The organism is Haloquadratum walsbyi C23 (assembly GCF_000237865.1).
Lineage (GTDB): Archaea > Halobacteriota > Halobacteria > Halobacteriales > Haloferacaceae > Haloquadratum > Haloquadratum walsbyi.
This window is the reverse complement of the sequence record NC_017459.1, coordinates 452,559-479,097: the sequence shown is the minus strand read 5'-3', so window position 1 is coordinate 479,097 and position 26,539 is coordinate 452,559. Positions and strand designations below refer to the sequence as shown.

Here is a 26,539-nt window from a genome sequence, read left to right as displayed (position 1 = left end):
AGTCGGTTTAGTAAAACAAAAGCGATGATGAGCAGGCAGTATATACGCCTGAACGGCGAATTATGCAGTATGCAACGTGAGACGCTCTTATTGAATGCCACGGATGTCAAACAGAATGCTCCGATGGCTGAGGTTGTTCCTGCTATTGAGGACGCGTTCGCTGCCTTCCAGCGTGGAGACGCACAGATGCCAGCGAAGTCTTATATTGAGTTACCACAGTATAATGGTGATTTCCGCTCAATGCCAGCGTATCTTGATGCTGGAACATGGGATGCAGCTGGAATCAAGTGGGTAAATGTTCATACAGATAATCGCGACAATTTTGACCTCCCGACAGTTCTTGGGACGATGATATATTCTGATCCTGAGACTGCATTCCCGCTTGCGATACTTGATGGACGAGAACTGACGATGCAGCGAACTGGTGCTGCTGCGGCTGTTGCTACCGATTACCTTGCCATCCCAGATGCATCCTCGCTCGGGATTGTGGGCGCGGGTGTTCAATCATACACGCAATTAGAGGCGATTTCGCAGGTTCGACCGATCGAGACTGTTGTTGTTGCCGATCGTGACGATACCCGTGTTGCAGAATTTATCGAGGCGTTTGATACCGAATTTGACGTCCATGCAGGATCAGTCAGTGATGCGGCTGGGTGTGACGTTCTTTCGACTGTAACGCCTGTTGAAGACCCAATCATTCCCCGAGAAGCGGTTGGTGACCACACACATATCAACGCAATGGGAGCAGACGCACCAGGTAAACACGAACTTGCAGATGAAATTCTCTTTGACGCGATGATTATTATTGATGATCACGAACAGACGACCCACTCAGGCGAAATTAATGTTCTGTGGCAGGCGAACCAATTGGATGAGAGTGATATCAACGCTTCAATTGGTGAGGTAGTCCTCAATCAGCATCAAGGGAGAGATCAAAAGACGGGTATTTCAGTGTTTGATTCAACCGGTCTTGCAATTCAAGATGTCGCGACTGCGCACGTCGTTTATGAACATGCATGTGCAAATGGTAATGGATATAATTTTGACCTTCTCGGCTTTGCAGGAGCAGATTGACTTCTGTGATGTCAAGTCAGAAGACGCTGTGACCTACCCCACCCTACTCAGTTGCTGGCGTGGTTCTCTTGAGGGTAGGATTTCCTGTTTCGACGGCGCGCTTTACATCCGAGACATCGGAAGCACCCGGTAATGTAAAAAAACACAAAATTATACGTGATTTTCATCCTATCCTTTGTATACGATTACATACGATAATTAATATTTATTATTTGTTGAAATTATAGATAAATTAAATATAACGTTCATCTGTAGTGATAGATACTTTCTCATAACTGGAGTCCGCAGTCCGCTATAGTATGGTCAGCAGAGAGCCCCAGCGAGGTGTTTCTGCCTGACAAAGAGGCCTGTTTGGAGTACCTTGCGTGATCACCGGTGGTCGAACGGGGTGACGTGTTCGCACTGCGAGAGTGCGGACACAATCAAGAAGGAGACAATCAGAAAGGTTGCGCAACGCTACCAATGTAAGGACTGTGATAGTATCTGTCACGATCTCACTGAGACTCTCTTTGCGGAACATCAGCTTTCTGTCCCTGAAATGTTTCACATCATTAGCAAAATGGAGGAGCACACAACCAACGATATTTATCACGAAATTGATCGGACGCACAAGATAGTCTTGGACTTCGTGCATGAAGTCTAAGACGCTCTTGATGATGATCCAGAGTTTGATCTCACTGGTGTCTGCGAAGCTGACGAGTTCGGTTCCTCGTTCGTGAGAATCTCGAAGACGTAGACGAAGATATCGTTGAATACGGCGATGAAGACGGTCCAGCGATCCTCTGCACAGATCAGTACAGTATCTACGACGGAATTGACGAGTCCGCCGAGATTGATGATCATCTCGTCATCAATCACGACGACCACTACATGATCGGAGATGCTCACACGAACAGCTGTGAGAACCACCACAGTTTCCCTTGCAGGGTTTCCGAGGTGTCTCAAAATACCACTTACAGGGCTATCTGAACTTCCTCAGCCTCACAGTTAATACAGGCCGGTGGTTCGAGAAAGTCCTAAGTACTAATTTCTACAAATGAGCGAAATCGCAAGCGTCGGTGCTCACGGATGTCACACATGACTCGATCTGTGGTGATTCACCAATTACAATTCAACCGATCACTGAGAAATACACAGTAAAAGTGTCTTTGGTGATTCTGTTGGGATTCCGCTGAGCAATCGATTTGATTATTCATCGCACACGACGGTATCCATCAATTACGTCTATACGGGATGACTCTGAGCCGTGAGATCAGCACAGTAACGACCGGCAAAGACATATTTACAAGAGCAAACGATCTCAAGCCTCGCTTTCAGTCCCAACAAATTCCTCTGCACCCTCATACGACCAAAGGTCACCCTGGCGCATCGCACGTCCAAGTGCTTGATGAAATTCGATAAAGTCCGCGAACTCTGCTTCTTCAACGTGTTCGAACACGTCAGCAACCGAAATAACGGTCTCATTATCAATACGAACTGGGTGGTCGCCGTATTCGCTGACGAATGCGTCGCAATCAAGCGGGAAGTCCTCGTCTTCGTTTACTTTCTTTGCAATCACAGCATGCCCATACTTTCGACGCCCTTCTGAGCCCTGCTCTCCGTCGGGATCATGTGGCCACTCCATATACTCGCGTTTGCACTCTATGACAAAGCCGTTACGGAATGATGGGTATATATGTGCATCAGCAATATCGATACTCCTCCGCCCATCCTTTGCCGGCTCTATACCGTGATAGATGAGTCAGTCTAGAGGGAGTGTTGATTGGTGGGGTGTACTCCACAAATGAGAGGATCAATCAGAGTGTATGAATTGGTGACACGAAATATGATAGATAGACACCTGCAGGGTGAGTAAGTGAGTAAATTTGAGTGCCAAACAGACATAGAAGTATACGTTTTCTGAAATACAGGTTCACACTCTCATAAATAAGAAGAGATATTGTATACCGATATTCTCTGAGAATTATCATTACTATTATTATATTTTTTCTTTTCTAATACGAGTCAAATAAAAAAATATGTTAATTATTTATGCATGCTATCCTCAGACATGGGTACATGTACCAATACAAGGGTGAGGATGTGTTTGTCATCGACGGGCACGTTCACATGTGGGATGCAACGGAGGAAAATATCAAACACAAAGGTGGCGAGCAGTTCATTCAGTGCTTCCATGATTATCACACCGGGTTCACGCCTGATGACCGACAGCGCGACATGGAGGAATATCGGAAGTTCACTCCCGAGGATGTCAAAGAGGATCTATTCAATAATCATGTCGACGTCGGTGTTTATCAGCCGACACACCTCCGAGATTTCTATAAAGAAGGATTCAATACTGTCGATGATCTCGGACAGACACTCTATCAGGATCATCCTGATCGGTTCGTGCTCAATGGTCGCTGGGACCCACGCGATGGCGAAGAAGGGCTCAAAGAACTTGAGCGACAAAAAGAAGAGTATGATATCATGGGTGCAAAGGTCTACACCGCGGAGTGGAAAGGTGACTCTAAGGGATGGCGGCTTGACAGCGACGATGCCTTTGAATTCTTAGAGAAATGTGCTGACCTCGGTGTGAAGAATATCCACCCACACAAGGGTCCAACAATCCGACCGCTCAACAAGGACGCATTCGATGTAGGCGATGTTGATGAAGCAGCATCATCATTCCCAGAGCTGAATTTCATTGTTGAGCACGTTGGTCTTCCACGGCTTGATGACTTCTGTTGGATTGCAACCCAGGAACCAAACGTCTATGGTGGGATTGCAGTTGCAGCTCCGATGGCACTCGGTCGTCCAAAGCGGTTCTCAGAAATCATGGCTGAATTACTATTCTGGCTTGGTGAGGATCGATTGACTTTCGGCTCGGATTACGGTATTTGGGATCCTGACTGGCTCATTGAGGCAGTGATGGAAACCGAACTCAGCGATGAGCAGGTCGAAGAATACGGCGTTGAGTTCGATCTTGAGGCGAAAAAGAAGCTCATGGGTGAGAATATCGCCGAATTGTATGATATCGATATTGAAGAGCGAAAGAAACAGCTCAGTACCGACGCTATTAGCCAAGAATTCGGTCTTGGTGACACATACGACGCAGCTGCCCCAGCGGATGACTAACGCGAATGACAACACGTGATACCGTCCGGGCACGGCTTGACCGCGTTAGTGACCCCGAGCTTGATGAATCAATCGTCGAACTCGGGTATGTCGATCATATCGAAATTAGTGATGAGTATGGGGTTGTCACGCTTGCATTCACACTCCCAACGGCGTGGTGTTCGCCTGCGTTTGCGTGGATGATGTCGGTTGACGCTCGCGATGAGATTGAATCAATCGCTGGTGTGAATCGGGCAGTCATCCGCCTTCGTGAGCATATGCACCAAGATGAAATCAATGAGGGCGTGAACGCCCGACGGTCATTCGATGCATCATTCCCAGACGCCGATGGAGAGGTTGCCTCTGTCCGCGCAACGCTTGATGACAAGGCGCGTCTCTCACGCCAGTATGAAGCAGTCGAATCACTGCTTGAGGCTGATATCACACCGGCACAGATATGTGGATTAACGCCAGCAGATATCGATATTCACACTGGTGATGATCGCCGCTCTGAGGATGCATTTGCGGCTGTCTATCTTGAATCGGAATCATTTGCAGTGACAGTTCCAGCGCGTCCGCTTGATCGGTATCTCCGAAAGGCGCGAACAGTCGAATATATCACCTCAGAGAATGACACGCTGTTTCGCACACCTGAGGGCGAACCGGTCTCGGTTGAGAACTTTGAACTCGTCCATCGACGAGGAAGGCTTGCACAGACGAATATGACTGGACAAGGTGGTGTCTGTGATGCACTCAATGAAAGCCGTCGAGACAAACTCAATCGTGATACACCAGTCGCTGCGGATGCTGATTAGCTGTATTCGAAACGCTCATCTACAGCGATGAGTACTTTTTTTGGACGGAGTTCGTAACTGGTCTCAAGATGGTCAGCAGAGAAAGTGTCAACAAAGTCTTTCTGCCTGACAAGGGAGATTGTCTGAAATATCTCCATGAACATCGATGGCCAGATGGGGTGACGTGTCCGCACTGCCGCAGTGCGGACACAATCAAGAAAGGAACGACGCGGAAAGACGTTCAACGCTATCGCTGTCACCACTGTGATAGTATTTTCAACGATCTTACCGAGACAATTTTTCCGGATCATCAGCTTTCTATCCCGGAAATGTTCTACATCATTCGGGAGATGGAAGAGTCCACGACAGAGAAAACTGTTCAAGAACTTGACCGAACGTGTTAGACAGTCTTGGACTTCTTGCATGAAGTCTAAGACGCTCTTGATGATGATCCAGAGTTTGATCTCACTGGTGTCTGCGAATCTGACGAGATCTACGTTGTGGCTGGTGAGAACGGTCTCAACCAGGATGAGCCGCGTGACCGTGGGCTAAAAAACGGACGGGAACCCTTCGAGTCAGACAAACCGCCAGTCGTGACACTCGTCCGCTAGTAGTTCACAGAAAAGCTGGCTGCTTAATTATACTGCTGGCTATAACTACGTGGAGATTTCCGACACCCCGGGGTGCCGAAATCCTTCGCGTGACTATAGCCAACAGTATTAGACGTTCATCAGTCAGAATAATTCTCTCGCATCGAATTAGTGAATCAGTTCACACAGAAGTTTGTTAAATCACTATCCGACGGACGAGTTCGGTTTCTTATTCGTGAGGATCTTGAAAACGTAGACGAGGACATCATTGAATGCGGCGATGAAGACGGTCTGGCGATTCTCTGCATAGATTAGTGCAGCATCTACGACGGAATCGACGAGCACGACGAGATTGATGGTCATCTCGTTATTAATCACGACGACGATTACGTCGTAGGTGATGCTTACACAAACAGCTGTGAGAACCGCCACAACTTCCTTCTCAACTGGTTGCGAAGGTTCCGAGGCTTCTCGAAACACCACTTACAGGGCTATCTGAACTTCTTCAGCTTCACACTCAATACAGACCGTTGACCTGAGAAAATCCTAAGTATTTATTTCTACATATGAGCGTAAAAATGAAGTCGAAATCAGGGTTGTGGACGCTGAGATCTCATGCCATTAGTGAGATTCAGTTGAACTACACAGATAAGATATCATTCAACAACATGTCGACGGTCATATGACCCAAGTCGCTTGACCCATCCATCAGTTGCGATTGATTCAATCGACTTTAGTGCCTCTTGAGCTCGCGATTCATACAATCCAGCTTCAAAGTCAATATGAAACAAATAGTCGCCCAGTCGATTTCCACTCGGTCGGGACTCAATACGTGAGAGATTAATATCACGATCAGCAAATGCCTCCAGTAGCTCTAATAATAGTCCGGGGTAGTTCGCATTTGGATAGACGACAACTGTTGAGCGTCCACCAGCTGTCACACGCTCAGTCTCAGGAGCAACAACAAAGAATCGTGTTGCATTTGATGACCGATCTTGGATATCCTCTGAAATAACGGTTAATATGTCACCCGCGTTATCTGGATGACCAATTCCAGCGACACCCGGGTCCTCACGAGCGCGCTCAACGCCACGAGCTGTGCTTGCAACCGCTTCAGCGCGCACGTCAGGATAGGTATCTTCGAGATATGATCGACACTGCGCGAGTGCCTGTGAGTGTGAGGCGATTAATTCAAACTCTGATGATTGTGCAAGGAGTGCATGTCGAATTGGCGTGACAATCTCCTGTGTAACTGCTACGTCACTGTCAGCAATTGAATCGAGTGTTTCAGTAACGCTCCCTTCGATACTGTTTTCAATCGGAACGACACCACGTTCGTACTCTTCAGTATCAACAGCGGCGACTATCGCAGAGACCGATTCTTTGAATCCAACATTATTATCAACAGCGCGGGCAGCCCGGTGTGAATATGTCCCTGCTGGTCCGAGCGTGACTATTTGCATGGCAATTTCTACTTGAGGAGGTAAGAAAAGTTCTCGGACTCACGCAGTCCGACAAAATTCAACGAAGTTTTTGAGAATTTGCAATCCTGTTTCTCCGGATTTCTCAGGATGAAACTGTGTTCCAAAGACGGAACCTGACTCATCAGCAACAACTGCAGGAAATTCACCCGCATAATCAGCTGTTGCGACAACCGCATTTGAGTCATCAGGGTCAGCATAGTACGAGTGCACAAAATATGCATATTTCCCATCAACATCATCAACAAGTGGGTGTTCGCGGCTAATCGAAAGTTCGTTCCATCCCATGTGAGGAACCTTCTGATTACCATCGAAACGACGATTCCGTCCAGAGATAAAATCAAGCCCTTTCACTTCTCCTTCGCCAGCGTGGTCGGCTTCTTCACTGCTCGTCAGAAGCATTTGCATTCCGAGACAGATGCCAAAAACCGGTTGACCACGGTCAACAGCAGCAGCAAGTGCGTTTCGAAATGGACCTGCATTTTCCATTCCTTCGCTGAATGCCCCAACACCTGGAAGAACAATGCCATCCGCATCAGCGAGAGTCTCTGGATCGGTCGAAAGCGTCACTGATGCTCCGGCGCGCTCTAATCCTCGCGTCACTGACCGGAGATTTCCAAGCCCATAATCAACAAGTATAATATCTGCAGTTGTTTGAGTGCTCACACAGAAATTTTCACATACATTGCTAAAGTTGTTTCTGACATAGACAAATTGGATGATAACACTCATGACGTATATAATTGATATCGCCGAAAAGTGAGTTAATTAAATATTATACTTCAATCTCATGACTAATACAACATATTTAACGACATTGACTGACGAATAACCAGTACTGATGTCGTCTCGACGCAGGTTCCTCCAAGGTATTGGTGCAGTCAGCACAGTCGGTCTTGTAGCCGGATGCACTGGGTCAACCAACAATAGCAATAACAATACCGACAGTGCCGATCAAACAACAGCCACAACAACGTCAGACTCAGTTCCTTTCGATGACAATCGGGCAACGTTCTACATGTCACCGAGTGAACCACAACAACTGATGGAAGCACAGTATGCCCCAGTCAGGACCACTCTCGAAAATGAGCTTCCGGTTGAAACTGCAACGCTTCGATATGCAGCGGGATACAGTGCCGTTCTCCAAAGTCTCGCCGGAGGAACTGGAGATATCGCTGAGACTGGACCGTTCGCTGCAGCACTCGGCGTTGATAATGATCGATGTAATATCATTTTACAGCGGTATGGTTATGGGTCATGGACATATGCATCGGTTATTGCAACGCGAGAAGATTCTTCGATAGAATCACTCTCTGATCTTGAAAATGAGCGAGTTGCGTTTGCAGACCGGTTATCGGCTTCTGGTGCATTATATCCATTATTCATGCTTAAACAAGCTGGATTAAGCATTGGAAACCTTCCAACCGATACCGGGGATGCATCGTTTACCCCGCAATTCTCAAGTCATGCGGAGGCATTTGCTGCGCTTGAGCGAGGACAGGTTGCTGCTGCTGGTGTTGGGAAGTTTATTACACTCGATGATAACCGTGAGTTGAAGGATGGTTTTCGATATGTTGAAACAACGACTGACATCCCTCGAGCACCAATCGTTGTGAGTCCAGAACTCTCAGCAGACGAACAAACGGCTGTGAAAGATGCATTACTCACTGCCAGTGAGTCGATATACTTCGGCGAAGATGGAGAGTCAGATACCGAAGATGACCTGTGGTTTAGTGATGTACGTGAAGCAGATGATGATACATATCAGCCAGTTGTTGAGGTGGCAAGTGAACTTGGTGTTACTACCGATCTTCTTGACTCTTAATCCCCTTTCTGACGAATAAATTAATTCACTATGCCACATATCTCACTGCAGAATGTTACAAAATTGTTTGGTGAAGACACAATTGCACTCGATGACGTTTCAATTGAAATTACCGCAGGTGAATTTGTTGTCATTCTTGGACCATCTGGCGCTGGAAAGTCAACACTGCTTCGAATTCTAAATGGGTTGACAGAACCAACGACGGGAACCGCCCAGATTGGTGGTTCTCCTGTTTCAGAGTCTGGTAGTGATGTGGGTATGGTGTTTCAGATGCACTATCTTATTGAGTCGCTATCGGCGTATCGGAATGCACTGACAGGCGCACTTTCACGGACAACCAATTTAAAGAGTATTCTCACACTCAATCAAACAGATGATAAACGTGCTGCACTTCGTGCGCTTGACACAGTTGGGCTTCTTAAAGATGCAGAACAACGCGCAGGAACGATGTCTGGCGGACAAAAGCAGCGCGTTGGGATTGCCCGAGCACTCGTGCAAAATCCATCATTGCTTTTAGCCGATGAACCTGTCTCAAGTCTTGATCCAAAAGCAGCCCGAGATGTGATGAGATATATGAAACAAGCCGCACGTGAGCGCGAACTCACAACAGTCGCAAGCCTTCATCAGGTCAATATTGCCCGTGAATTTGGAGATCGATTTATTGGTGTTCGTGATGGAACAGTCATCTTTGATGGATCCCGTGCGGAATTGTCAATGGATGTTATCGATGATCTATATTATGCTGGTTCTGAGAGTACTCCTGTCAGTCACGGAGATATCGAAGGTCAAGGGGAGGGATTGACCAAACCAGATGATACCAGCGTATCCTCCGATATGGAGACCACTTCCGGTCGTGACCATAGCACTGGCACTGACACTGACACTGATACTGAAACCGATACTGGGGAGGCACAGTTATGAGCACAGATACACTCGATGAGATCCTTTCTCGAATAGAGCGTGCAGTTCTCATTCGTCGTATATTCTGGAGTATCGCGGTTACACTTGCTGTCGGTGCTGTCTACTTTGGGACTGGATTTCTCGGTGCTCGCCCTGTGCCTGAACTTATTCGCTTTGCACAGTTTGAGTTCTTTGCTGCTGAACTTATCAAATATGTACAGCCAAATTTCGTTGATTTGACATTTTATACACAGAATAATAATATCAGCGGTCTTGCTGCGATTATTGCAAGTGTGACTCACCCTGGATCAATCGTCACAACAATTAGTTCACTCCGGAGTAGTCTCATCATTTCTGCAGTCGTAATGACACTAACGATTGGTGCGGTCGGAACAATACTCGGATTCCCATTTGCTCTCTTCTTTGGTGTCCTTGGGTCGGAGCGTGTCACCCCGTTTCCGTTTAATTTTGTGTTTCGAGGAGTAATGTCGGCAATTCGAGCGATCCCAGCACTTGTCTGGGTATTTATCTATGCCGCGCTTGTGCCACTTTCACCATTAACAGCAATGCTTGCCGTCGCAACGGATACTATTGGTAACCTTGGTCGATTATTTACAGATGAGCTCGAAGAGATCGATGACGGACCGATTGAGGCAATCCGATCCACCGGTGCTTCCCGAGTTCAGGTAATAAACTTTGGAATGTTATCACAGGTGTCATCATCGTTTGTCGCCTGGACATTGTATATTCTTGAAATCAATACTCGAATCGCAATCTCATTGGGTGTTGTAGGGGCTGGTGGACTCGGACAGTATATACAACAAAATCTCAATCTGTTCAATTCATTCCGTGCTGGAGCCGGGCTTGTGACTCTTCTCATACTTGTTCTTTCAATCGAACTACTCTCATCGCGGCTTCGTGCCCGACTCCGTCCGTCCGAGCACGATGCAAAGGGATTGGTCCAATCAATTCGCGAGCTTGGTGATCCTGACCGGTGGCTTGGGCGAACAACTGACTGAGTCAGTCTTCATATTCTCCAAGTCGAGATTGACCACCGGACGTTGTATCAGTCGGATTATCAATATCGCTCTGTACGCCAGCAAGTGACGCTGCGCTTTTGATTGTATCAACAAATGTCGTTGATTGACTCTGGTCATATAGCGTTGCTGCAGGATGAACAGATATGATAACTCGATATGATTGATCACCTAATCGAATATCAGTGACATCACCAGCAGCTGTTGTTACTGCAATCTGGCGATCAAGTAAATGCTCAGAAGGCACCTTTCCAAGTGTGACGATAACCGCTGGATTGAGAGCTGAAAGTTCATGCTCAAGATATCTGCGACAGTTTGAAAGCTCTTCAGTAGTTGGATTTCGGTTCTCTGGCGGTCGGCACCGGACACAGTTAGTGATACGAATGGAATCACGACTGACGCCAGCTTCATTAAGAGCGTCATCAAGAACATCTCCTGAGCGCCCAACAAATGGCTCACCATATTCATCTTCGTTCGCACCAGGCGCTTCACCAATAAACACTAACTCAGCGTCAGCAGGTCCGACTCCGTTGACAATTTGTGAGCGTGACTCAACGAGCCCTTGACAGCGTTTACAAGCAGTGACATCAAGCCCATTTACCGTTGATGCCGACCCCGGCGCATCAGTCGCAGTATTGAGATCACTGCTGGTATCTTGATCGTGATTATCATCACCAGTCATACTACAGACCTGAACGGTAGAAATTTACACATAACGGTCAGTCGATGAGTGACTTCATAAACATGAATTATCTTATTAACTCCACTGTCGAGCGCCTCGAGCAGCAAGTCGGGCAACACGAACTGGTTCAGGACGACCTCCAACCGGTGTGTACGCCCGGATAACCGTCTTAGCCGTTGACACGTCGATATTGACCGCTCTAAAGAATAACGTATTGTCATCATTTCTATTATTCTCAGAGCTATCTGCTGCTATTGTCAACTGCTCACGGTCTGGGAGTTTTTCATATTGCGTTAATCGTCGCTCCAGCGCATTATCCTCAAAATGCTTCCGTAGTGCTGATTCAAGTCCAGTGCTCTGCTCATAGGAGACTGCAATCACTGGACACTCCGCTGCGTGTGCAAGTGAGAAAATATCAATAAGATTGAACCACGCTGGGGCGACTCCGGAAAGTAAGACATACTGAATATCCGGACGACAGAGTTCAGTAATTATTGTCTGCATTGCCGATGTCGCATCAACGCCCCCGACTGTAGCGCTGGAAAATGCAAACCCGTCTGTAACACGGTCCCGGCGGACGACCGCACCACCGATGACGCATTTATTTGTATGTTCAGCAGTCGATTCAGCAATGCCGAGTGCGCGTGTTCCAGGCTTAATACTCGTCATATACGTGTCTAACTACTTGATATATCTACTTTCGATAATATATTCGCTGATAGTAGTACGAACACTAAGAACATATATTACGTATATTCATCGATCAATAATAAATAAAGAAGGTGGACTGTGCCGAGTGTTCCCCGTTAGTGTGGTTCGTATGTCTATACTTCCAACTGCCAATTAATTATCTTTAATATCCTTGAGACGATTGAGCAGCTCATCATTCGAGGCACCAATCTCATATTCGACCTCACCACTGTGATCTGACTGGGAGGTCGAGACACCATCGTCATCCTCGAGATCAGTCTCGAAATCTTGATTTTCTTGCTCGGACTCGTCGTAGCTCCCGAATCCCATACATTAAATAATATAATATGAAGATATAAAAATGGACCGCAGAGTCTCGTGATTGATTCGCTGTGTATACAACCATGTGTTGATTTACTCAGATATATGATATACTATCGAGACCCCACATAGAATAACTGTACATATATGAACTCTTCAACATATCTTATGATATATTATATATTACAGCCCGGATGATCGATAGCGGTTGTCTCCCGTTCTGGTCATGGTCCTGGTCATGGAAATCACGGGACGTGATGGTCTCGACGCTTGCATTCATAGACAAATAGGGTCTAGGGTCATACTCGATTATGATGAATATCAAAATTAGAGACAAGATGGCTCACGCATACTGAAAGCAAGGAGACCAAGCCGAAGACTGAACAACATCTCCGCTCAAATGAGGATATATGACGGATGTACACGCAATTACAGCAGACGCTGAGGTATTCACATGCAATGCATATCTTGTCTCCGGCGACCGACCGGTCTTAATTGACGCTGGTGCAATGCCTGGAGCCGTCGATATCATCGATAATATCGTAGATGATCTTGAAGCTGTTTATTTAACACATCAGCATACCGATCATGTGGCTAAGCTTGATTCCATCCTTAATAAATTTGATGCAGAGCTATATGCGTACAGTGATCACCCTCGTCGGGATAGCACTCTCGAAGATAGTGATACTGTTGAAATTGGGGATGAGCCATTTGAGGTTGTTTACACACCTGGTCATGCATCAGATCATGTTGCATTTGTCGGTAATACGCGCGTCTTCAGTGGCGATGTCGTCGTATACAATGATGGTGCTTTTGATGACGGGAGTTTTGGACGAACGGATATGACTGGTCAATCGCGTGAGCGACTCATCACAAGCTTACAGCGACTGCTTGAACGACTCCCACAGACTGTTAATGAGTTATATGCAGGACATGGTGACGTCTATTATGGATCACCTGAAGATGATACTATAGATAGTGTCAAAACTATTATTGAACGCGCGCTTATGCGTGCTGAGCGTCGTAAATTAAAATACCCTAATAACTGATCTTCTTGTCGACGGGTATAATGAATTACCCCGCTCTACTCAACCGCTGACGCGGCTTTCTTGAAGAAGGAGCTTAGACGTTATTTTGTAACTGAAGGATCTTGACCAGAACTAGGACTCGATTCGTAGTCTTCCAGTAAGCGTCTTCATTCAACGCTGGAATACCTCAGAGAAATTATAAGCATGAATCATCATAATATCAGTGCGAAGACCAAGCCATCCTATGATTATTTGATCAAATAAATCATCAATAATTTTGAATCCACTCGGAATATTCAGGGATAAATACAGTATATATCAACTCTCATTGAACGAGATCGGAGATATCATTCACTGAGTCGATGACAGTATGTGCGCCAACAGAGATAAATGCATCTCGCCCAGCATCGCCACTAAGTCCACCGGTGAGAACTCCAACTCCATGATATGTCCGACTACTATCAGCCATATTAGCGTTAACAGCTGTTTTAATATCATCAAGAGTATCTCCGACGAAAACAATTGTATTTGCTTCAAGTCGATCTGCGAGCATCTGCAATGCCCGTGGATGTGGTTTCCCTTCCTCCCAGTCGTCCATAGTAAATTGATGTGATGAGGGGATTGAAAACTGCACGCGATCAAGCGCGATTGAGGCTTCAGCCGCTGGGCGACCAGTGAGAATGCCGATTTTAGTCGTTTCTCGAAGCAGGTCTACCGTTTCAGTCTCAATGATGACAGGCTCATCGGTAATATATCCCTGTGTGTCAATAGGTGGCTCGCCGTCTTCGAGTTCACGATATCGCTCACTCCCGAGATAGAGTGCCTGAAACATATCACGGAGACGGTCGCTGTTCCATGCATCCAATACCATTTCGTAGTCAACAGTACTCAGATAATTATCAACAACGGTCAGTGCTGATTCAAGCCCACCACCATGAGCAGCAATTTGGGTAGTAAATTGGTCGACACTAACCGATTCATGACGTGTTGTGAGGATATATAACGCAACAGCATTGGTCACATCCCAGTCGTTATTGAATCCACCAGCATTTTTGAACTCCTGTATGTCTGTCCGCTTGATTGTTTGATTATAACATCGATCAACAGTATCAACGATTGCTCGCCGATATGACTGTGAGACGTCGATAAGAACACCATCAATATCGAGTACAACCGCGTCTGCATCCATACTATAATTCGTATGAGCGGTGGACTTAGCGCTGTTTGTTCCAAGTTTTAATTAGTGATCATATTGGAGTTGACTATGCTAGAATCGAGCACTATCCAGCTAACACCGATGTTAGTCTGTTTAATTATTATTGTGATTAGCTAGATTCCGACTCAACAATATACAGCGTTTCTCCACCAGGAAGTGAAACCGGATGACAAGGAACAATCGGAGCATCATATCCAAGCGTCGTAAGTCGGCAGTCTGCCCCGACGGTATCGGCAACATCTCGAAATGGTCGATGTAGTTCTGGTGGGAGATTTAATGCATATACCAACTCAACATCGTAGACCGAGTCTGGAGCACGCTGTTCACTTGTAGTGACGATATCATCATAAGCAAATGTCACCGTGGGTGGAACTGGACACGAGACAATATCAGTAGCTACGATATCAACACCACATGAGACCAATGCGGCAGCGACAGCTGGTCGATTTCCAATGCCGACCTCAACAGCAGATGTATATGATGAAAACCGCTCAACGAGAGCGTCTTGTGCCAGTGAATGCACGGCGGGATATTTATCATACCACCGTACTTAATCATGTCTATGCTTGTCGACATCGTGCCAATCGGGGACCTTCCAGCGCAAGTAAAGCGGGAAGCATCCGCAGCGCTGCGAGGCGTCTATGAGTGCGACGTAACAGTACATGAAGAGCAATCAATCCCTGACGGCGCGTTCGACCATAGTCGGAGCCAGTACCGTGCCGAGCAGTTCATTGAATTAGCGAGTCGTATTGGAAGTGGTGAAAAAAACATTGGTATTACTGCTGAAGATCTTTATTATCGCCGCCGAAATTACGTGTTTGGACTTGCATATCTCAATGGTAATGGGTCGGTTATCTCAACATATCGACTTCAAACATCGTCTGATGGTGGACTCAAGTCTAAATCACCAGATGCAGTGTTTGCAGACCGTATCCGAAAGGAGGTTGTACATGAAATCGGTCATACATTCGGATTAGAACACTGTGATAACAGCAAATGTGTGATGTCATTCTCGCCGACCGTTCGTGAGGTCGATGTAAAAGAAGAGAATCTTTGCGGAAGTTGTAATCGACTGTTATACTAACGGTGAACTACCCCACTCTACTCAGCCACCAGAGGCGGCTTCGGTGAGGGTAGGGCTTCCAACTTCTGGGTTTGAATTTTCTGCTTCTACGACGGTGTTTGCAAGCAGTGCGTCCCGACGACGCCTGCTCGCAGTGACACCAGTCTCTACAGACATTAATTCGGACTGTCTCAGCCCTAACTCTGACTGCTCAATCACCACTCCCAGTTTCTCTAACCCACGCTGATGGGTTTCCAGCGACGCGTTGTGGTCGCGGTCAGTCGTGAACCCACAGCTCGGACGGGAATGCTCACGAACCCAGGGTGGCTTCTCAGTTCCGACGCCACAGTTAGCGCACTGTTTGGTCGTTCTCTCAGGGTTAACGAGTACGACGCGGCATCCATTCCTCTCGCCGTGGCGCTCAAAGGTTTTGATTGTCTGATACCACGACATTGCAGCAATATTGCGGCTGTTCCTGTCCCATCATTGAGACCACGTCCAAGTCTTCGAGGAATACCGCGTCGCACTCTCGTGTGTACCAGTGCGCAAGCTTCTCACGATAGTCCTACCGCCGTGCGGCGGTTGTTCAATCGCTCGTAGACGTGTGCGAGTGATTGATGCTATTATTCAGACTCATGCGACGCATATATTCAATATCCCATCTAAGACTCGTTTCCCAATGATACCTCAGATCATACCGGATAGTCATTTGACAACGGTGACAGGTACAGAGGCACGCTCCACGAGTCCTTTTGCAACACTCCCGACAAGACCTTCGACGCGTCCTGAGAGCGACCGGTGACCAACAATAATGCCATCGACAGCAATCTCAGTTGCATGACTACTGATACACTCAACAGGGTCACCATACAGCAGCGTGGTCTCAATATCAACGTCATCGCCAACCTCAATTGTTTCTTCGGCATCTGCTAATACTGATTTACCACGCGCTTCGGCGTCAGTAATATCCTCTGTGTATATCCGATCGCCCACTTCAGTATTCGTTGGGGCTGCTCCCACACTTTCAGCATCATCAACAAGGACTCGTGCCTCGACGGCATGCACGATCAATAATGAACCGCCAGTCTGCGTGATAAGATCGACAGCATGTTCAATTGCATCCATACTGGACTCAGAACCATCAACGGCGACAAGATAATTCATCATATCTATTTTTTATATTTACTTTAGTCTAATATGTTTATTTCGAGAAATGATAGATACTCTATAGTATAATAATACACCGACATATAAATCAAATTATTAATCAGCCCCGTGTTAGTCCAGATATATTCCATTTATATTCTCGAGTATCGCCTCTGGTACTATGCCATGTAGTATAGAATAGTTATTTGAAGAGCAATAATGAGCTAATTGCTATTCTTCTCGGTCTGATGCTTAGACCTTTGAGCTACCCACCCATAAATTAACTCAGTTAATCGATTTCTAATACAGAGAAGGCATTATGGGGCGTAGTAGTACTCGCCTTGTTGTTTTTGTCTTCGATCTAACTGGGATCCTGGTTTATTAATTCGTGGGCGCTGTGTTCGTTCATCGCGGCGGAAGGTAATATCAAGATCCGAAAGGAAGTCATTCATTCCTGCACGCATTTCCTGTGGAGCACTTGCATGTCCATACTCCGAGGGCTGACCGTCAAATACCATTAATCGATCGGCAAGTAAATCAATCATGTAAATATCGTGATCAATAACAAGGACGGTTTCGTCATTATTCTCAGCATAGCGCCGGATGGCCGATGTTGCTTGAACTCGCTGCTCAACATCGAGATGCGCGGATGGTTCATCCATGACATACAGGTCAGCATCATCAGATAGACATGCTGCAATAGCGACACGCTGTCTCTCACCGCCAGAGAGGTCATCAAGATTACGTTCCATAATCTGCTCTAATTGCAGTGGTTGTGAAATCTCGGTTTTCCAATATGAGGTACCAAAATCATTTGTGATTGATGAGAGGAATGCATCAACACGCATCGGTTGATCTATTTCGATATACTGCGGTTTGTATGCGATATCAAGCTGGAATGAGAGTGATTGACTGTCCGGATCCGATTCAAGTGCACCAGTGAATAATTTCGCAAGCGTTGATTTCCCGATTCCATTTGGTCCCACCACACCAAGAACCTCCGACTCATAGATTGTGCCAGATTCAACCTCAAGTGAAAACTCATCAGTGCCATATGACTTTGATATTGCTGGATACTCAATAAGTGGTGTCGATTTCGCTGTTTTGCGTGGGGCGTGTTCCTGAAATTCAATTTTATCTGGACGAATCCGCATGTTCTCATTTGAGAGGAATCCCTTGAGATACTCATTAATCCCATTACGAACAGACTTCGGGTCGGTAATAACACCGAAGGCACCGGGTTCACCGTAAGCAACATGTAATGAATCTGCAAGTAAATCAAGGATTGCAAGGTCATGTTCAACGACTAAGACAGCACGATTAGCATCCTCGGCAAGTTCACGAATTAATCGAGCAGCAGTCACACGTTGACCGATATCAAGATACGGTGAGACTTCATCAAGGAAATAGAAGTCACGGTCACGAGCAAGTGTTGCTGCAAGTGCAACGCGCTGAAGTTCACCTCCAGATAATGTGGATAATGGTTGATCAATAACCGGACGAATGTCAAGACGATCAATATATGAATCAAGCGCACCCCGTTCATCTGTTGATTCAAGCAGTTCACCGGTTGTTCCGTCAAACTGTCCGGGGATTTGATCTACATATTGTGGCTTTTGCGCAATAGAAATATCATCAGAGCGTATTCGCTCGATATATGTTTGTAGCTTCGTTCCACGATATCGATCAAGAACAGCATCCCATGTTGCCGTCTCAGCTGCTTCTGCGGTATACTCACCAAGATTTGGAACTAACTCACCGGCAAGCGCACGAACAGCGGTCGTCTTGCCAATTCCATTCGGTCCGAGAATACCTGTTACTGTACCAGGGTCAGGAACCGGTAATCCATAGAGCGCAAACGCATTTTCACCGTACCGATGAACGGGATCGTCCTCAAGTTCAACTGGAAGATTAATTATCTCGATGGCGTCAAAGGGACATTTCTCAACGCAAATACCACAGCTCTCACCAAGACAAACCTCCTCTGAAATGCGAATTTGATTTGGGTCTCCGTCGAATGGTTCATCATCGTCGTAATAATCACTACGGGTAACAATACATTCTTTACCCGTTCGATTCGGCGGACAGTAGTTTGCACACTCGTAATTACAACGATCAGGTTGACATCGATCAAGATCAACAACAGCAATGCTATCGTCCGCCATTGATTTACAGCGTAACTCCTTCAGTCAAAAGAATGCTGAATGTGATGAACCACAGTGTAAATGTCATGAACACCACATAAAGATGGTCCTTCGCGCCGAATTCGTTCACATCAATACCAGCGAGTTTCAACACTGGGAACTGAAGTAGCACAAACGCACCCACCAATATTAGCGTTTGTTGACTTCCAGCAGCAGCAACGCTGGTACCAATAACCTGTCCAGATGTAATCGCAGCGCCGACGCCAGCAAGACAGGCAAGCGTCGTCACTGTGATCCCTCGAAGGTGACCAGACAGGTTGCGACCCGTTTCCGTAGCCATACAGTTATATCTACTATCGGACGTCAAAAGCCGTTCGTTCCACAGGTGTCGACAGCAATGCTGAGCTTTTTGCACACGACTCGCGAAGGTTTATGCCGATTCATTACCTCGTTATCGTATAATGGCTAAGGGAGAGGAGGAGAGGCTTGATGACCTCCCACCGAGTGCAAAGCTGGTATTTAAAGTGCTCGAATATAGTGGTCCCCTCACGCAGAAGGGGATTGTCGAAGAATCGATGCTTTCGGCGCGGACGGTCCGCTACGCGCTTGAACGACTCGAAGATATTGATATTGTGGATGAGGACGTCTACTTTGCAGACGCACGACAGAATTTATATCAGCTTACAGAGGCTGTTCCGAAGGCAGCGACTAGCACTGACGGTGGTGAATCAGGTTCAACGTCATCGCTATCAGATTCAGAATCAGATTCAGAGCCGGACTCAGAAGTCGAACCTCGTCATGCTGAGTGAATTAATTGCCATATATACGCGTGATCAAATAACGCTGAGATAGATGCAGGTATACTGTTGTAACTAGTGGTTTCGATTTGTGAGCGAATCACACTATTATTCGTCAATACTTGTGAGTGTTGTACATCTTTTAGTTATTCTATCAGATATTTTCGAAGGATATGAACATGGATAATGTTTCTTCGGATGATTTCTCACAACTTATCGAATGATGCGATAGAAGCAGGATCAAACGTGCCAATCTTGAGTAGTGTCCTGCGCCAGCAATGGTGAAGTACCTCGGGGGCACAGTAATTCACAGAAGAAGTGGGTGCTTAACTGACATACATCAGTCAGAATAGTCCTCTCGTATCGAATTAGTGAATCAGTTCATCAAAAAGTTGCGTTAATCACTAAACACTCGCCTTGGTTTTATTTGTAGAGACTAGATTTGTCAGTTAGGGCGTGTCATGTCGGATGAACGGTAATTTGTGCTCGACGGTCGATGGCTGTCTCAAGATCATCAGCAATGGCGCTTCCACGTGAGACTTGAATATCTCCCCCGCGACCAACGGTTGCTGTGAACAGATACTCATTATCTGCGCGAATTTCAACAGTCTCACCAACATGTTCGTCAAGTCGAACGACTACATGCCTGGATGTGACCTCAGGCGTGACTGTCATCGTGTCATCCGCAGTGTCACGGGGATTACTATCACTTGAGGCGGTTCCTTGGGAGCTGCCCCCATCGCCTCGATGATTTGATGGGTTTTCTTCGTGTGTTCGGACATCAATATCAATTCCAAGGCGATCTTCGACATCAGCGATGCGTCCACCACCCTTGCCAATTACATATGAGATATCATCTTCCTCAACATATACAATAGCATCATTCTGTCCTTTTAGCTCAACATCGACATGCCCACGCGCAATTGAGCGGATTTCTCGCTCGATCTCCTGTCGTGCAAGTCGTCCAACTCCAGTTTCTTCATTACTTGATTCACCATCCAATGGTACCGTGATAACTTGCCGATTAAATGTATAAATCTCATACGCTGGAATATCTGTTTCAAAGTCTGATATTTGAATAACTGGTCGTGCGAGGTCCTCAGCCGCAAGCCCTTCTGGAACTTTTACCTCTGTTGTGACATCATAGACGGTTTCAACATGACCATCTTCAATATATACCACTGTGTCGACAACTTGCGGGATCATCCCAAGTTCGACACGACCAACAAGTCGTTGAAGTGCATCGATTGCCTCCGTTGCATGGACAACACCGACCATCCCAACACCAGCCAATCGCATATCAGCAAATACACTGAAATCTTTTGTTTTCCGGACTTCATCATAGATGGTATAATCCGGTCGAACAAGTAGCAATGAATCGGCTGTTTTTGCCATATCACCACCGAGTGCAGTGTATTGTGTCACGTCACTACCGACTTGAAGATCACGGGGCTTCTCCATTGTCTTCACAGCATAATCGCTGTCTGTCAGAAACTCCGCGACCGCCTGTGCGAATGTTGATTTTCCAGCTCCCGGTGACCCAGAGATGAGGACGCCGCGTTGTTTAGCTTCAAGTCGCTCCCGAAGGTCATCCGCAAACTCATAATCATCAAGTTCAGTCTTGACAATCGGACGGACCGCGGTAATCTCGATTCCATCCGCAAATGGTGGTCGAGCAACAGCAATGCGATAATCGCGGAATTGAACGATTTTCATTCCTGGTTCACTGAGCTCAACAAATCCATCAGAACTGCTCCGTGCTGTAGCTTCAATATCATCCGCCCACTCTTTCATTGTTGGCTCATCGGTGGGAGACTCAGCAATCTGCTGATAATGCATATCACCAATCGCTCCACGCTTTGCCTTTGGGATAGTATCTGTTTTAAGATGAACAGACATTGTCTGCTCATCAAAGAAATCCTCGACAGCAAGATCACCTGATGTTGATGCAGTCCCACGGGGACGAGGCTCAACATACTCAACAGTAATTCCTTTTGCCTTTGCAACCTCTGATTGGACAACATCACTCGTAAGAAGTGTTGCATTCTCAACATCAGCCACATCACGGATAATAGCATCAATATCAGCGGGACCGTCACGAATTGATGCAGCATCACCGTTTGTCAGTTCATTTTGAGCGTTCCCATCACCGACATATTGCACATCAACGTTTCCAGCATCAGCAAGGGATGCAAGTTGCTGTAGCTCCTCAAGTCCATCCCACCCAGTCTCACGTCCATCATTTGCCTGCGATTCAAGTTCACCAACGACGACCTCTGGAACAACGATTGTCGCCGTTTCTGCCGACTCAACGCGTTCGGACACGCGACCGTCAACGACCGCGCTCGTGTCCGGAACTACTTTCATATGAACTATTTAGTGTGGCAGCGGGATAAGGATGTGACATCACATCGGGCTTTGACCCGTCCGGGCGGTGTCAAATCAACGTGTTTCATCTCCCTGAGACATTTTAACACTGGGGATAGCATATGATAGCATGTCTTTAGAGCACACAAACATTCGCGATGAGCTGGTCTCACTCACACGAACGCTTGTCTCAATCCCAAGTCATCGCGACGCAACTGCTGTCGGTGACGTAATTTACAATTGGATTGAGAACAACACCGATGCAGCGGCGCAACGGGACTCACACGGAAATATCATCGCTCGACGAGGTATAGGCTCGGTGTCGATTGCACTTACTGGACATCATGATGTTGTTGATCCTGATGAACAGCAAGTGACCGATAATGGGGAGTATCAAGTAACAAAGCAGAACAGACGACTATACGGACGCGGCACCGCAGATATGAAGGGATCACTTGCCGCTGCTCTCCTTGCGTTTCGTGATATAGTTCCTGCTGACGGTATTGAGGTTGTATTCGCATCATTCATCGGCGAGGAAGATGGTGGCATCGGTGCACAGGCAGCGATTGAAAATGGGTTTAGCCCAGAGTATGCTATTGTTGGTGAAGGCTCAACGAATTACGCTGGAGTGAAACAAACAGATGTTGTCGTTGCACATAAGGGACGGCGGGGGTCAACACTCACTGCACACGGTGAGGCTGCTCACGCAAGTGAAGTTGATTGTGGCATAAACGCTATTTATCGTGCCTCAGATGCTATCGATATTCTTCAAGAACTGGCTGCTGATGCACCGGTTGCCTCTGTCGGGGAGACAGAGATTTCAGGGAGTGTAGCTGTTACTGAGATTGATGGGGGGACTGCGTGGAACACTATCCCTGATACTTGTCAGATCACTATCGACGAACGGACTGTGCCCGGCAAACGTGCTCCAATTGAGCGGGCAGCTGTCGAAGGTGTAACTTGGAGTATCGACCAAGATCTCCCGCCGATGGCATGTGATGACCCAACCTTTGCTACTGCTGTGACAAACGTAGCAGCGAATATACATTCAGAAACAACGCCAAGAAAGGTGACAAAGCCACATGCAACCGATGCTGGATGGCTTTCGGATGCCGGGACGACTTGTGTTATCGTCGGAGCTGCTGAACCAGGAGAAGCACATACTGCTCAAGAGAGTGTCTCGATTGATGCAATCGAGCGATGTTATCAGATATATCGTGCTGTTCCATCACAACATTGTATCGACAATAATGAATGCTGGTCATCCGATTAGTAGTTCACAGCTGTAATTTTATCACAATAAAGGGTAAAACCCCCTTTCTCGAGGAGTGAGTGAAACGAACGAGTAGCGAGGAGATATGCCCGATGATCATAACGGTAATACTGTAGTCCGATATACACTGATTGTCTAATGTGGAAGTCTTTCAAACCGCTGAATCAGACGGCAACACCATCCGTTCTTGTCGTTTCGCCACAGTTTGGACAGGTAAGCTCAATCGCTCAAGTAAGATGTTTGAAAAAAGAGTCTAGTGAGGGCTGTGAACGCCCTACAGCGGATAGTTCTCTCCAATGTGGAACACTCGGAGATTAAATCAATCTTCACTGAAAGCCCCTTTCCCGTCCTCACAGAAGCCGTCTCCGACGGTTGAGTAGGTCGGGGGAGTTCACAGAGTTACAAGGCGGATACCACGGGACTTAATCTCGAGACAGTTTACCGACGTAATTATTCTCACCTTGACAAATAGTCGGAGTTATGATACACCACCAATCAACGAGCGGTGGGTTGATTGCATTACCGTGGTATATATTGATAATGTCGACAGACGCATACGCGACACTTTGTGAGCAGTATGAGCAGATAGCAAACATTCAGCATGCGCAGGGTGTGCTTTCATGGGATCAACAAGTGACAATGCCAGAGGGTGGAACTCCGGCTCGAACAGCACAACTTTCAGCACTCTCAACTGTTGCACATAACGCACTCACTGATGATATAATCGCAGACGCGCTTGAAACACTGCGTGCTAACAGTGATTCACTCTCGTCTGATGAAAAAGCGACTGTACGGGAGATTCGTCGAAAACACGAACGAGCAGCAGCAGTCCCAGAGTCACTCGTTGCAGAGATGTCGGAGACAGCCTCAGAGGCGCTCTCGGTCTGGGAATCTGCAAAAGCGAACAATGATTTTAATGCATTTGCCCCGTATCTACAGCGGCATGTCGAACTAAACCGCGAATACGCTGAGTATATTGACCCAACTCGTGATGCGTATGCGGTCTTGCTTGAAGAATTTGAGCCGTGCCTTCCACTTGATCACGTAGAATCTGTTCTTCGAGAAATTCGTGAGGCGCTTGTTCCGATGATTGATGCGATTCGTGCATCAGATACGACACTAGCGACGGATGCATTTACCAGACAGGGAACATACTCGTCTGCCAATCAGGAAGCCCTTTGTCGAGACGTTCTGACAACACTCGGATATCCATGGGAGCGGGGTCGTCTCGATACAGCGCCACATCCATTTTCAATGGGGACAAGCTTCGATGCCCGGGTCACGACGCGATTTGATGAGACTGATCCGCTTGGGTCACTTTTTTCAACAATTCATGAATTCGGTCATGCAACTTACACCCTGGGATTATCAGATGATGCATATGCAACGCCGCTTGGTGAGGATCGAGATCTCTCGGTTCATGAGTCACAATCGCGCTTGTGGGAAAATCACGTTGGACGTTCGCGTGCATTTTGGAATGTGCTGTTACCACAAATTAATACTCATTTCCCAAAGACAGATGCATTGAGTGTCAATGAAGCATATGAAGCCGCAAATCAGGTATATAAGGATAATCTCATTCGTGTTAATGCAGATGAACTAACGTATCATCTACATGTTCTAATTCGATACGAAATCGAGCGTGCGCTGATTGCTGGAGACATTGATGTTGCGGAGGTTCCAGCCATCTGGAATGATAAATACGAGGAGTATCTTGGAATTCGACCCGAGACAGATGCTGAGGGCTGCCTACAGGATATTCATTGGAGTCACGGAAATATCGGGTATTTCCCCACATATTCACTTGGATCAGCAATGGCCGCACAACTATATGCTGCTGCTAAGGAATCGATTGTTGAACTTGATTCAAAGGTTGCTGCTGGGTCATTTGATGAGATACGTAGGTGGCTCCAGACAAATGTTCATCAACACGGGGCGCGGTACGAGACTGATAAACTCATCACACAGGCAACGGGCTCATCGTTTACTGCAGACGCGTTCATCTCGTACGTGAGTGAAAAATATGGATCACTATATGATCTTGATCAAGAGTTTCGTGTGGGGAATTGACATTCTTCTCGCGTTCATACGAAAGAATTCCAAGTGGTATGAGTGTCAGATTTCGCGATCCCACCGAATACCAAATTAGTTCGAATCTGATCGGGGTGTTCGTTGGCTGAATCGGGCGGGACTAGTGGTGGTAGCAGGAGAACTCCTGTTCTCGACCATTACCGCGCCCGGTGTTGTTTGTGCCACGACTACGAGGACGTCAACAGTCGTCAGCATACTCAGAGTTACTTTCAGGATGCCTGTAAGCAACCCAGCACGGTATCGATTCAGTGTCGGAACCCAACCATTCATCGGACTGACTCCAAGGATTATCTGATTGCTCGGGACGGACAGACCGCCATCGTCGGACTGGCGGGAATCGCCCTATTCTCACTCGATTCCTACATTATAATATGGGTGTCCGTCAGTCAACAACCTCGGGGTCAGGTCCCGAGGCTTATCGGTAGTCTTGTCGCGTCATACCTGAGTGAGACTCAATATTATTCCCTGTCGAGTTGCAGGCATTCACGAGTCAGCGACCCCAATTTTGGGGCTGGTTGACTGGCAGCCCATGACTAACAACACTTGTGGCTGCTGGTCACTATCGAATCATGCAGGATCGTTAAGAATAGATATTTTGCAACTCAGGTGACCGTTGGCTTCCTCTCCAGGGTCGAGCCTCGGAGTATCCGCCTCAATATCCGATGAAACGTATTGATGTTGAAGCGTGAGTCGCAAGATAACGGTGAAGTACCTCGGGGTCAAGCCCCGAGGCTTCACCGTTTGGGGTCTGCACAGCACCCGCAGGCGAATTTAATTCCCTCCGACCTTCCCCGTGAGGGGTCGGCTGGAATTAACACCCGAACTCCGCGAGGAGTCCGTGGAGGTCGGCGGCTTCACTCTGCCCGTTGAAACCCCCGTCGCACCATCATAGTAGCGGATTTTGAGAGCGGCCACATTTCCAAA

At 46.9% G+C, this 26,539-nt stretch carries 24 protein-coding genes and 3 pseudogenes; 14 read left to right on the top strand and 13 right to left on the bottom strand.

Going from position 1 to position 26,539, the window contains the following annotated elements:
- The first annotated feature begins 69 nt into the window (after positions 1-69).
- Both HQRW_RS02140 and HQRW_RS14775 read left to right on the top strand, forming a co-directional pair.
- Positions 70-1,074, top strand: a complete 1,005-nt coding sequence (locus tag HQRW_RS02140) for an ornithine cyclodeaminase family protein (protein WP_014555274.1) — start codon at positions 70-72, stop codon at positions 1,072-1,074.
- A gap of 294 nt (positions 1,075-1,368) precedes the next feature.
- Positions 1,369-2,114, top strand: a pseudogene (locus HQRW_RS14775) (transposase).
- A gap of 260 nt (positions 2,115-2,374) precedes the next feature.
- Here the strand turns inward: HQRW_RS14775 and HQRW_RS02125 are convergent.
- The gene (locus HQRW_RS02125) at positions 2,375-2,698 is read right to left on the bottom strand and encodes a DUF5785 family protein (RefSeq protein WP_014555273.1); all 324 of its coding nucleotides are present in this window, start codon (positions 2,696-2,698) and stop codon (positions 2,375-2,377) included.
- 434 nt (positions 2,699-3,132) lie between these two features.
- Between HQRW_RS02125 and HQRW_RS02120 the strand changes: the two genes are divergently transcribed.
- The 4 genes and pseudogenes from HQRW_RS02120 to HQRW_RS14765 all read left to right on the top strand — a co-directional run.
- Positions 3,133-4,191 (top strand): amidohydrolase family protein, encoded by a 1,059-nt coding sequence (locus HQRW_RS02120; RefSeq protein WP_048066813.1) that lies wholly within the window; start codon positions 3,133-3,135, stop codon positions 4,189-4,191.
- Positions 4,192-4,196: 5 nt separating this feature from the next.
- On the top strand, positions 4,197-4,985 hold the full coding sequence (locus HQRW_RS02115) for a metal-sulfur cluster assembly factor (protein ID WP_014555271.1): 789 nt from the start codon (positions 4,197-4,199) through the stop codon (positions 4,983-4,985).
- Between the two features lie 68 nt (positions 4,986-5,053).
- Positions 5,054-5,572: pseudogene (locus HQRW_RS14770) on the top strand (transposase); the annotation flags it as partial.
- Between the two features lie 189 nt (positions 5,573-5,761).
- A pseudogene (locus HQRW_RS14765) lies at positions 5,762-6,088 on the top strand (IS1595-like element ISHti5 family transposase); the annotation flags it as partial.
- A gap of 122 nt (positions 6,089-6,210) precedes the next feature.
- Here the strand turns inward: HQRW_RS14765 and pheA are convergent.
- Both pheA and hisH read right to left on the bottom strand, forming a co-directional pair.
- Complete coding sequence (gene pheA, locus HQRW_RS02100; RefSeq protein ID WP_014555269.1) at positions 6,211-7,017, bottom strand: prephenate dehydratase; 807 nt, start codon at positions 7,015-7,017, stop codon at positions 6,211-6,213.
- A gap of 39 nt (positions 7,018-7,056) precedes the next feature.
- On the bottom strand, positions 7,057-7,767 hold the full coding sequence (hisH, locus tag HQRW_RS02095) for an imidazole glycerol phosphate synthase subunit HisH (protein WP_014555268.1): 711 nt from the start codon (positions 7,765-7,767) through the stop codon (positions 7,057-7,059).
- A 109-nt stretch (positions 7,768-7,876) separates the two neighbouring features.
- Between hisH and HQRW_RS02090 the strand changes: the two genes are divergently transcribed.
- The 3 genes from HQRW_RS02090 to HQRW_RS02080 are packed head-to-tail and all read left to right on the top strand — an operon-like array spanning position 7,877 to position 10,779.
- On the top strand, positions 7,877-8,860 hold the full coding sequence (locus HQRW_RS02090) for a phosphate/phosphite/phosphonate ABC transporter substrate-binding protein (protein ID WP_014555267.1): 984 nt from the start codon (positions 7,877-7,879) through the stop codon (positions 8,858-8,860).
- A gap of 30 nt (positions 8,861-8,890) precedes the next feature.
- A complete protein-coding gene (locus HQRW_RS02085) occupies positions 8,891-9,781 on the top strand; it encodes a phosphonate ABC transporter ATP-binding protein (RefSeq protein ID WP_014555266.1) in 891 nt (296 codons plus the stop codon).
- Positions 9,778-10,779 carry a PhnE/PtxC family ABC transporter permease gene (locus HQRW_RS02080; RefSeq protein ID WP_014555265.1) on the top strand — a complete coding sequence of 334 codons (1,002 nt, stop codon included), beginning with the start codon at positions 9,778-9,780 and terminating at the stop codon, positions 10,777-10,779. Before HQRW_RS02085 ends, HQRW_RS02080 begins: the two co-directional genes overlap by 4 nt.
- A gap of 1 nt (position 10,780) precedes the next feature.
- Here the strand turns inward: HQRW_RS02080 and HQRW_RS02075 are convergent, their stop codons facing one another.
- From HQRW_RS02075 to HQRW_RS02065, 3 genes are all read right to left on the bottom strand, one after another.
- Complete coding sequence (locus HQRW_RS02075) at positions 10,781-11,479, bottom strand: uracil-DNA glycosylase (RefSeq protein ID WP_014555264.1); 699 nt, start codon at positions 11,477-11,479, stop codon at positions 10,781-10,783.
- A gap of 75 nt (positions 11,480-11,554) precedes the next feature.
- Positions 11,555-12,148 (bottom strand): endonuclease dU, encoded by a 594-nt coding sequence (locus HQRW_RS02070; RefSeq protein ID WP_014555263.1) that lies wholly within the window; start codon positions 12,146-12,148, stop codon positions 11,555-11,557.
- A 174-nt stretch (positions 12,149-12,322) separates the two neighbouring features.
- Positions 12,323-12,499, bottom strand: coding sequence for a DUF5786 family protein (locus HQRW_RS02065; RefSeq protein WP_011570661.1), 177 nt, complete (start codon positions 12,497-12,499; stop codon positions 12,323-12,325).
- Positions 12,500-12,900: 401 nt separating this feature from the next.
- Here HQRW_RS02065 and HQRW_RS02060 point away from each other — a divergent pair, with 401 nt between their 5' ends.
- Positions 12,901-13,539 carry an MBL fold metallo-hydrolase gene (locus tag HQRW_RS02060; RefSeq protein WP_014555262.1) on the top strand — a complete coding sequence of 213 codons (639 nt, stop codon included), beginning with the start codon at positions 12,901-12,903 and terminating at the stop codon, positions 13,537-13,539.
- A gap of 304 nt (positions 13,540-13,843) precedes the next feature.
- Here HQRW_RS02060 and HQRW_RS02055 read toward each other — a convergent pair whose 3' ends face one another.
- On the bottom strand, positions 13,844-14,707 hold the full coding sequence (locus HQRW_RS02055; protein ID WP_014555261.1) for a TIGR01548 family HAD-type hydrolase: 864 nt from the start codon (positions 14,705-14,707) through the stop codon (positions 13,844-13,846).
- 136 nt (positions 14,708-14,843) lie between these two features.
- Positions 14,844-15,257: a UPF0146 family protein gene (locus tag HQRW_RS02050; RefSeq protein WP_011570658.1), complete on the bottom strand. Its 414-nt coding sequence runs from the start codon at positions 15,255-15,257 to the stop codon at positions 14,844-14,846.
- A gap of 39 nt (positions 15,258-15,296) precedes the next feature.
- On the opposite strand from HQRW_RS02050, the gene HQRW_RS02045 reads away from it, so the two are divergent.
- Positions 15,297-15,818 (top strand): archaemetzincin family Zn-dependent metalloprotease, encoded by a 522-nt coding sequence (locus HQRW_RS02045; RefSeq protein ID WP_011570657.1) that lies wholly within the window; start codon positions 15,297-15,299, stop codon positions 15,816-15,818.
- Between the two features lie 21 nt (positions 15,819-15,839).
- Here the strand turns inward: HQRW_RS02045 and HQRW_RS02040 are convergent, their stop codons facing one another.
- The 4 genes from HQRW_RS02040 to HQRW_RS02025 form a co-directional block, all read right to left on the bottom strand.
- On the bottom strand, positions 15,840-16,250 hold the full coding sequence (locus HQRW_RS02040) for a zinc ribbon domain-containing protein (protein ID WP_049891545.1): 411 nt from the start codon (positions 16,248-16,250) through the stop codon (positions 15,840-15,842).
- A 252-nt stretch (positions 16,251-16,502) separates the two neighbouring features.
- Entirely contained in the window at positions 16,503-16,961 is a 459-nt protein-coding gene (locus HQRW_RS02035) for a universal stress protein (protein ID WP_049892214.1), read from the bottom strand.
- A 299-nt stretch (positions 16,962-17,260) separates the two neighbouring features.
- Positions 17,261-19,108, bottom strand: a complete 1,848-nt coding sequence (locus HQRW_RS02030; protein WP_014555259.1) for a ribosome biogenesis/translation initiation ATPase RLI — start codon at positions 19,106-19,108, stop codon at positions 17,261-17,263.
- 4 nt (positions 19,109-19,112) lie between these two features.
- Positions 19,113-19,427: an EMC6-like membrane protein gene (locus HQRW_RS02025; RefSeq protein WP_011570654.1), complete on the bottom strand. Its 315-nt coding sequence runs from the start codon at positions 19,425-19,427 to the stop codon at positions 19,113-19,115.
- Positions 19,428-19,548: 121 nt separating this feature from the next.
- On the opposite strand from HQRW_RS02025, the gene HQRW_RS02020 reads away from it, so the two are divergent.
- Entirely contained in the window at positions 19,549-19,896 is a 348-nt protein-coding gene (locus tag HQRW_RS02020) for a MarR family transcriptional regulator (protein WP_011570653.1), read from the top strand.
- 447 nt (positions 19,897-20,343) lie between these two features.
- Here HQRW_RS02020 and HQRW_RS02015 read toward each other — a convergent pair whose 3' ends face one another.
- On the bottom strand, positions 20,344-22,251 hold the full coding sequence (locus HQRW_RS02015; RefSeq protein ID WP_014555258.1) for a PINc/VapC family ATPase: 1,908 nt from the start codon (positions 22,249-22,251) through the stop codon (positions 20,344-20,346).
- Positions 22,252-22,381: 130 nt separating this feature from the next.
- Here HQRW_RS02015 and HQRW_RS02010 point away from each other — a divergent pair, with 130 nt between their 5' ends.
- Positions 22,382-23,524 carry a M20 family metallopeptidase gene (locus HQRW_RS02010; RefSeq protein WP_014555257.1) on the top strand — a complete coding sequence of 381 codons (1,143 nt, stop codon included), beginning with the start codon at positions 22,382-22,384 and terminating at the stop codon, positions 23,522-23,524.
- Positions 23,525-24,064: 540 nt separating this feature from the next.
- Entirely contained in the window at positions 24,065-25,594 is a 1,530-nt protein-coding gene (locus tag HQRW_RS02005) for a carboxypeptidase M32 (protein WP_049891544.1), read from the top strand.
- Positions 25,595-26,539 lie beyond the last annotated feature (945 nt).

Bases quoted from the DNA above. Each gene is read 5' to 3' on its own strand.
- HQRW_RS02045 (WP_011570657.1), top strand. From the start codon at position 15,297: ATGCTTGTCGACATCGTGCCAATCGGGGACCTTCCAGCGCAAGTAAAG.
- HQRW_RS02010 (WP_014555257.1), top strand. From the start codon at position 22,382: ATGTCTTTAGAGCACACAAACATTCGCGATGAGCTGGTCTCACTCACA.
- HQRW_RS02060 (WP_014555262.1), top strand. From the start codon at position 12,901: ATGACGGATGTACACGCAATTACAGCAGACGCTGAGGTATTCACATGC.
- HQRW_RS02125 (WP_014555273.1), bottom strand. From the start codon at position 2,698: ATGGAGTGGCCACATGATCCCGACGGAGAGCAGGGCTCAGAAGGGCGT.
- HQRW_RS02080 (WP_014555265.1), top strand. From the start codon at position 9,778: ATGAGCACAGATACACTCGATGAGATCCTTTCTCGAATAGAGCGTGCA.
- HQRW_RS02085 (WP_014555266.1), top strand. From the start codon at position 8,891: ATGCCACATATCTCACTGCAGAATGTTACAAAATTGTTTGGTGAAGAC.
- HQRW_RS02005 (WP_049891544.1), top strand. From the start codon at position 24,065: ATGTCGACAGACGCATACGCGACACTTTGTGAGCAGTATGAGCAGATA.
- HQRW_RS02120 (WP_048066813.1), top strand. From the start codon at position 3,133: ATGTACCAATACAAGGGTGAGGATGTGTTTGTCATCGACGGGCACGTT.
- HQRW_RS02055 (WP_014555261.1), bottom strand. From the start codon at position 14,707: ATGGATGCAGACGCGGTTGTACTCGATATTGATGGTGTTCTTATCGAC.
- HQRW_RS02090 (WP_014555267.1), top strand. From the start codon at position 7,877: ATGTCGTCTCGACGCAGGTTCCTCCAAGGTATTGGTGCAGTCAGCACA.
- HQRW_RS02065 (WP_011570661.1), bottom strand. From the start codon at position 12,499: ATGGGATTCGGGAGCTACGACGAGTCCGAGCAAGAAAATCAAGATTTC.
- HQRW_RS02040 (WP_049891545.1), bottom strand. From the start codon at position 16,250: ATGTCGTGGTATCAGACAATCAAAACCTTTGAGCGCCACGGCGAGAGG.
- HQRW_RS02025 (WP_011570654.1), bottom strand. From the start codon at position 19,427: ATGGCTACGGAAACGGGTCGCAACCTGTCTGGTCACCTTCGAGGGATC.
- HQRW_RS02115 (WP_014555271.1), top strand. From the start codon at position 4,197: ATGACAACACGTGATACCGTCCGGGCACGGCTTGACCGCGTTAGTGAC.
- HQRW_RS02140 (WP_014555274.1), top strand. From the start codon at position 70: ATGCAACGTGAGACGCTCTTATTGAATGCCACGGATGTCAAACAGAAT.
- hisH (WP_014555268.1), bottom strand. From the start codon at position 7,767: ATGAGTGTTATCATCCAATTTGTCTATGTCAGAAACAACTTTAGCAAT.
- HQRW_RS02075 (WP_014555264.1), bottom strand. From the start codon at position 11,479: ATGACTGGTGATGATAATCACGATCAAGATACCAGCAGTGATCTCAAT.
- HQRW_RS02035 (WP_049892214.1), bottom strand. From the start codon at position 16,961: ATGAATTATCTTGTCGCCGTTGATGGTTCTGAGTCCAGTATGGATGCA.
- HQRW_RS02070 (WP_014555263.1), bottom strand. From the start codon at position 12,148: ATGACGAGTATTAAGCCTGGAACACGCGCACTCGGCATTGCTGAATCG.
- HQRW_RS02030 (WP_014555259.1), bottom strand. From the start codon at position 19,108: ATGGCGGACGATAGCATTGCTGTTGTTGATCTTGATCGATGTCAACCT.
- HQRW_RS02020 (WP_011570653.1), top strand. From the start codon at position 19,549: ATGGCTAAGGGAGAGGAGGAGAGGCTTGATGACCTCCCACCGAGTGCA.
- HQRW_RS02015 (WP_014555258.1), bottom strand. From the start codon at position 22,251: ATGAAAGTAGTTCCGGACACGAGCGCGGTCGTTGACGGTCGCGTGTCC.
- pheA (WP_014555269.1), bottom strand. From the start codon at position 7,017: ATGCAAATAGTCACGCTCGGACCAGCAGGGACATATTCACACCGGGCT.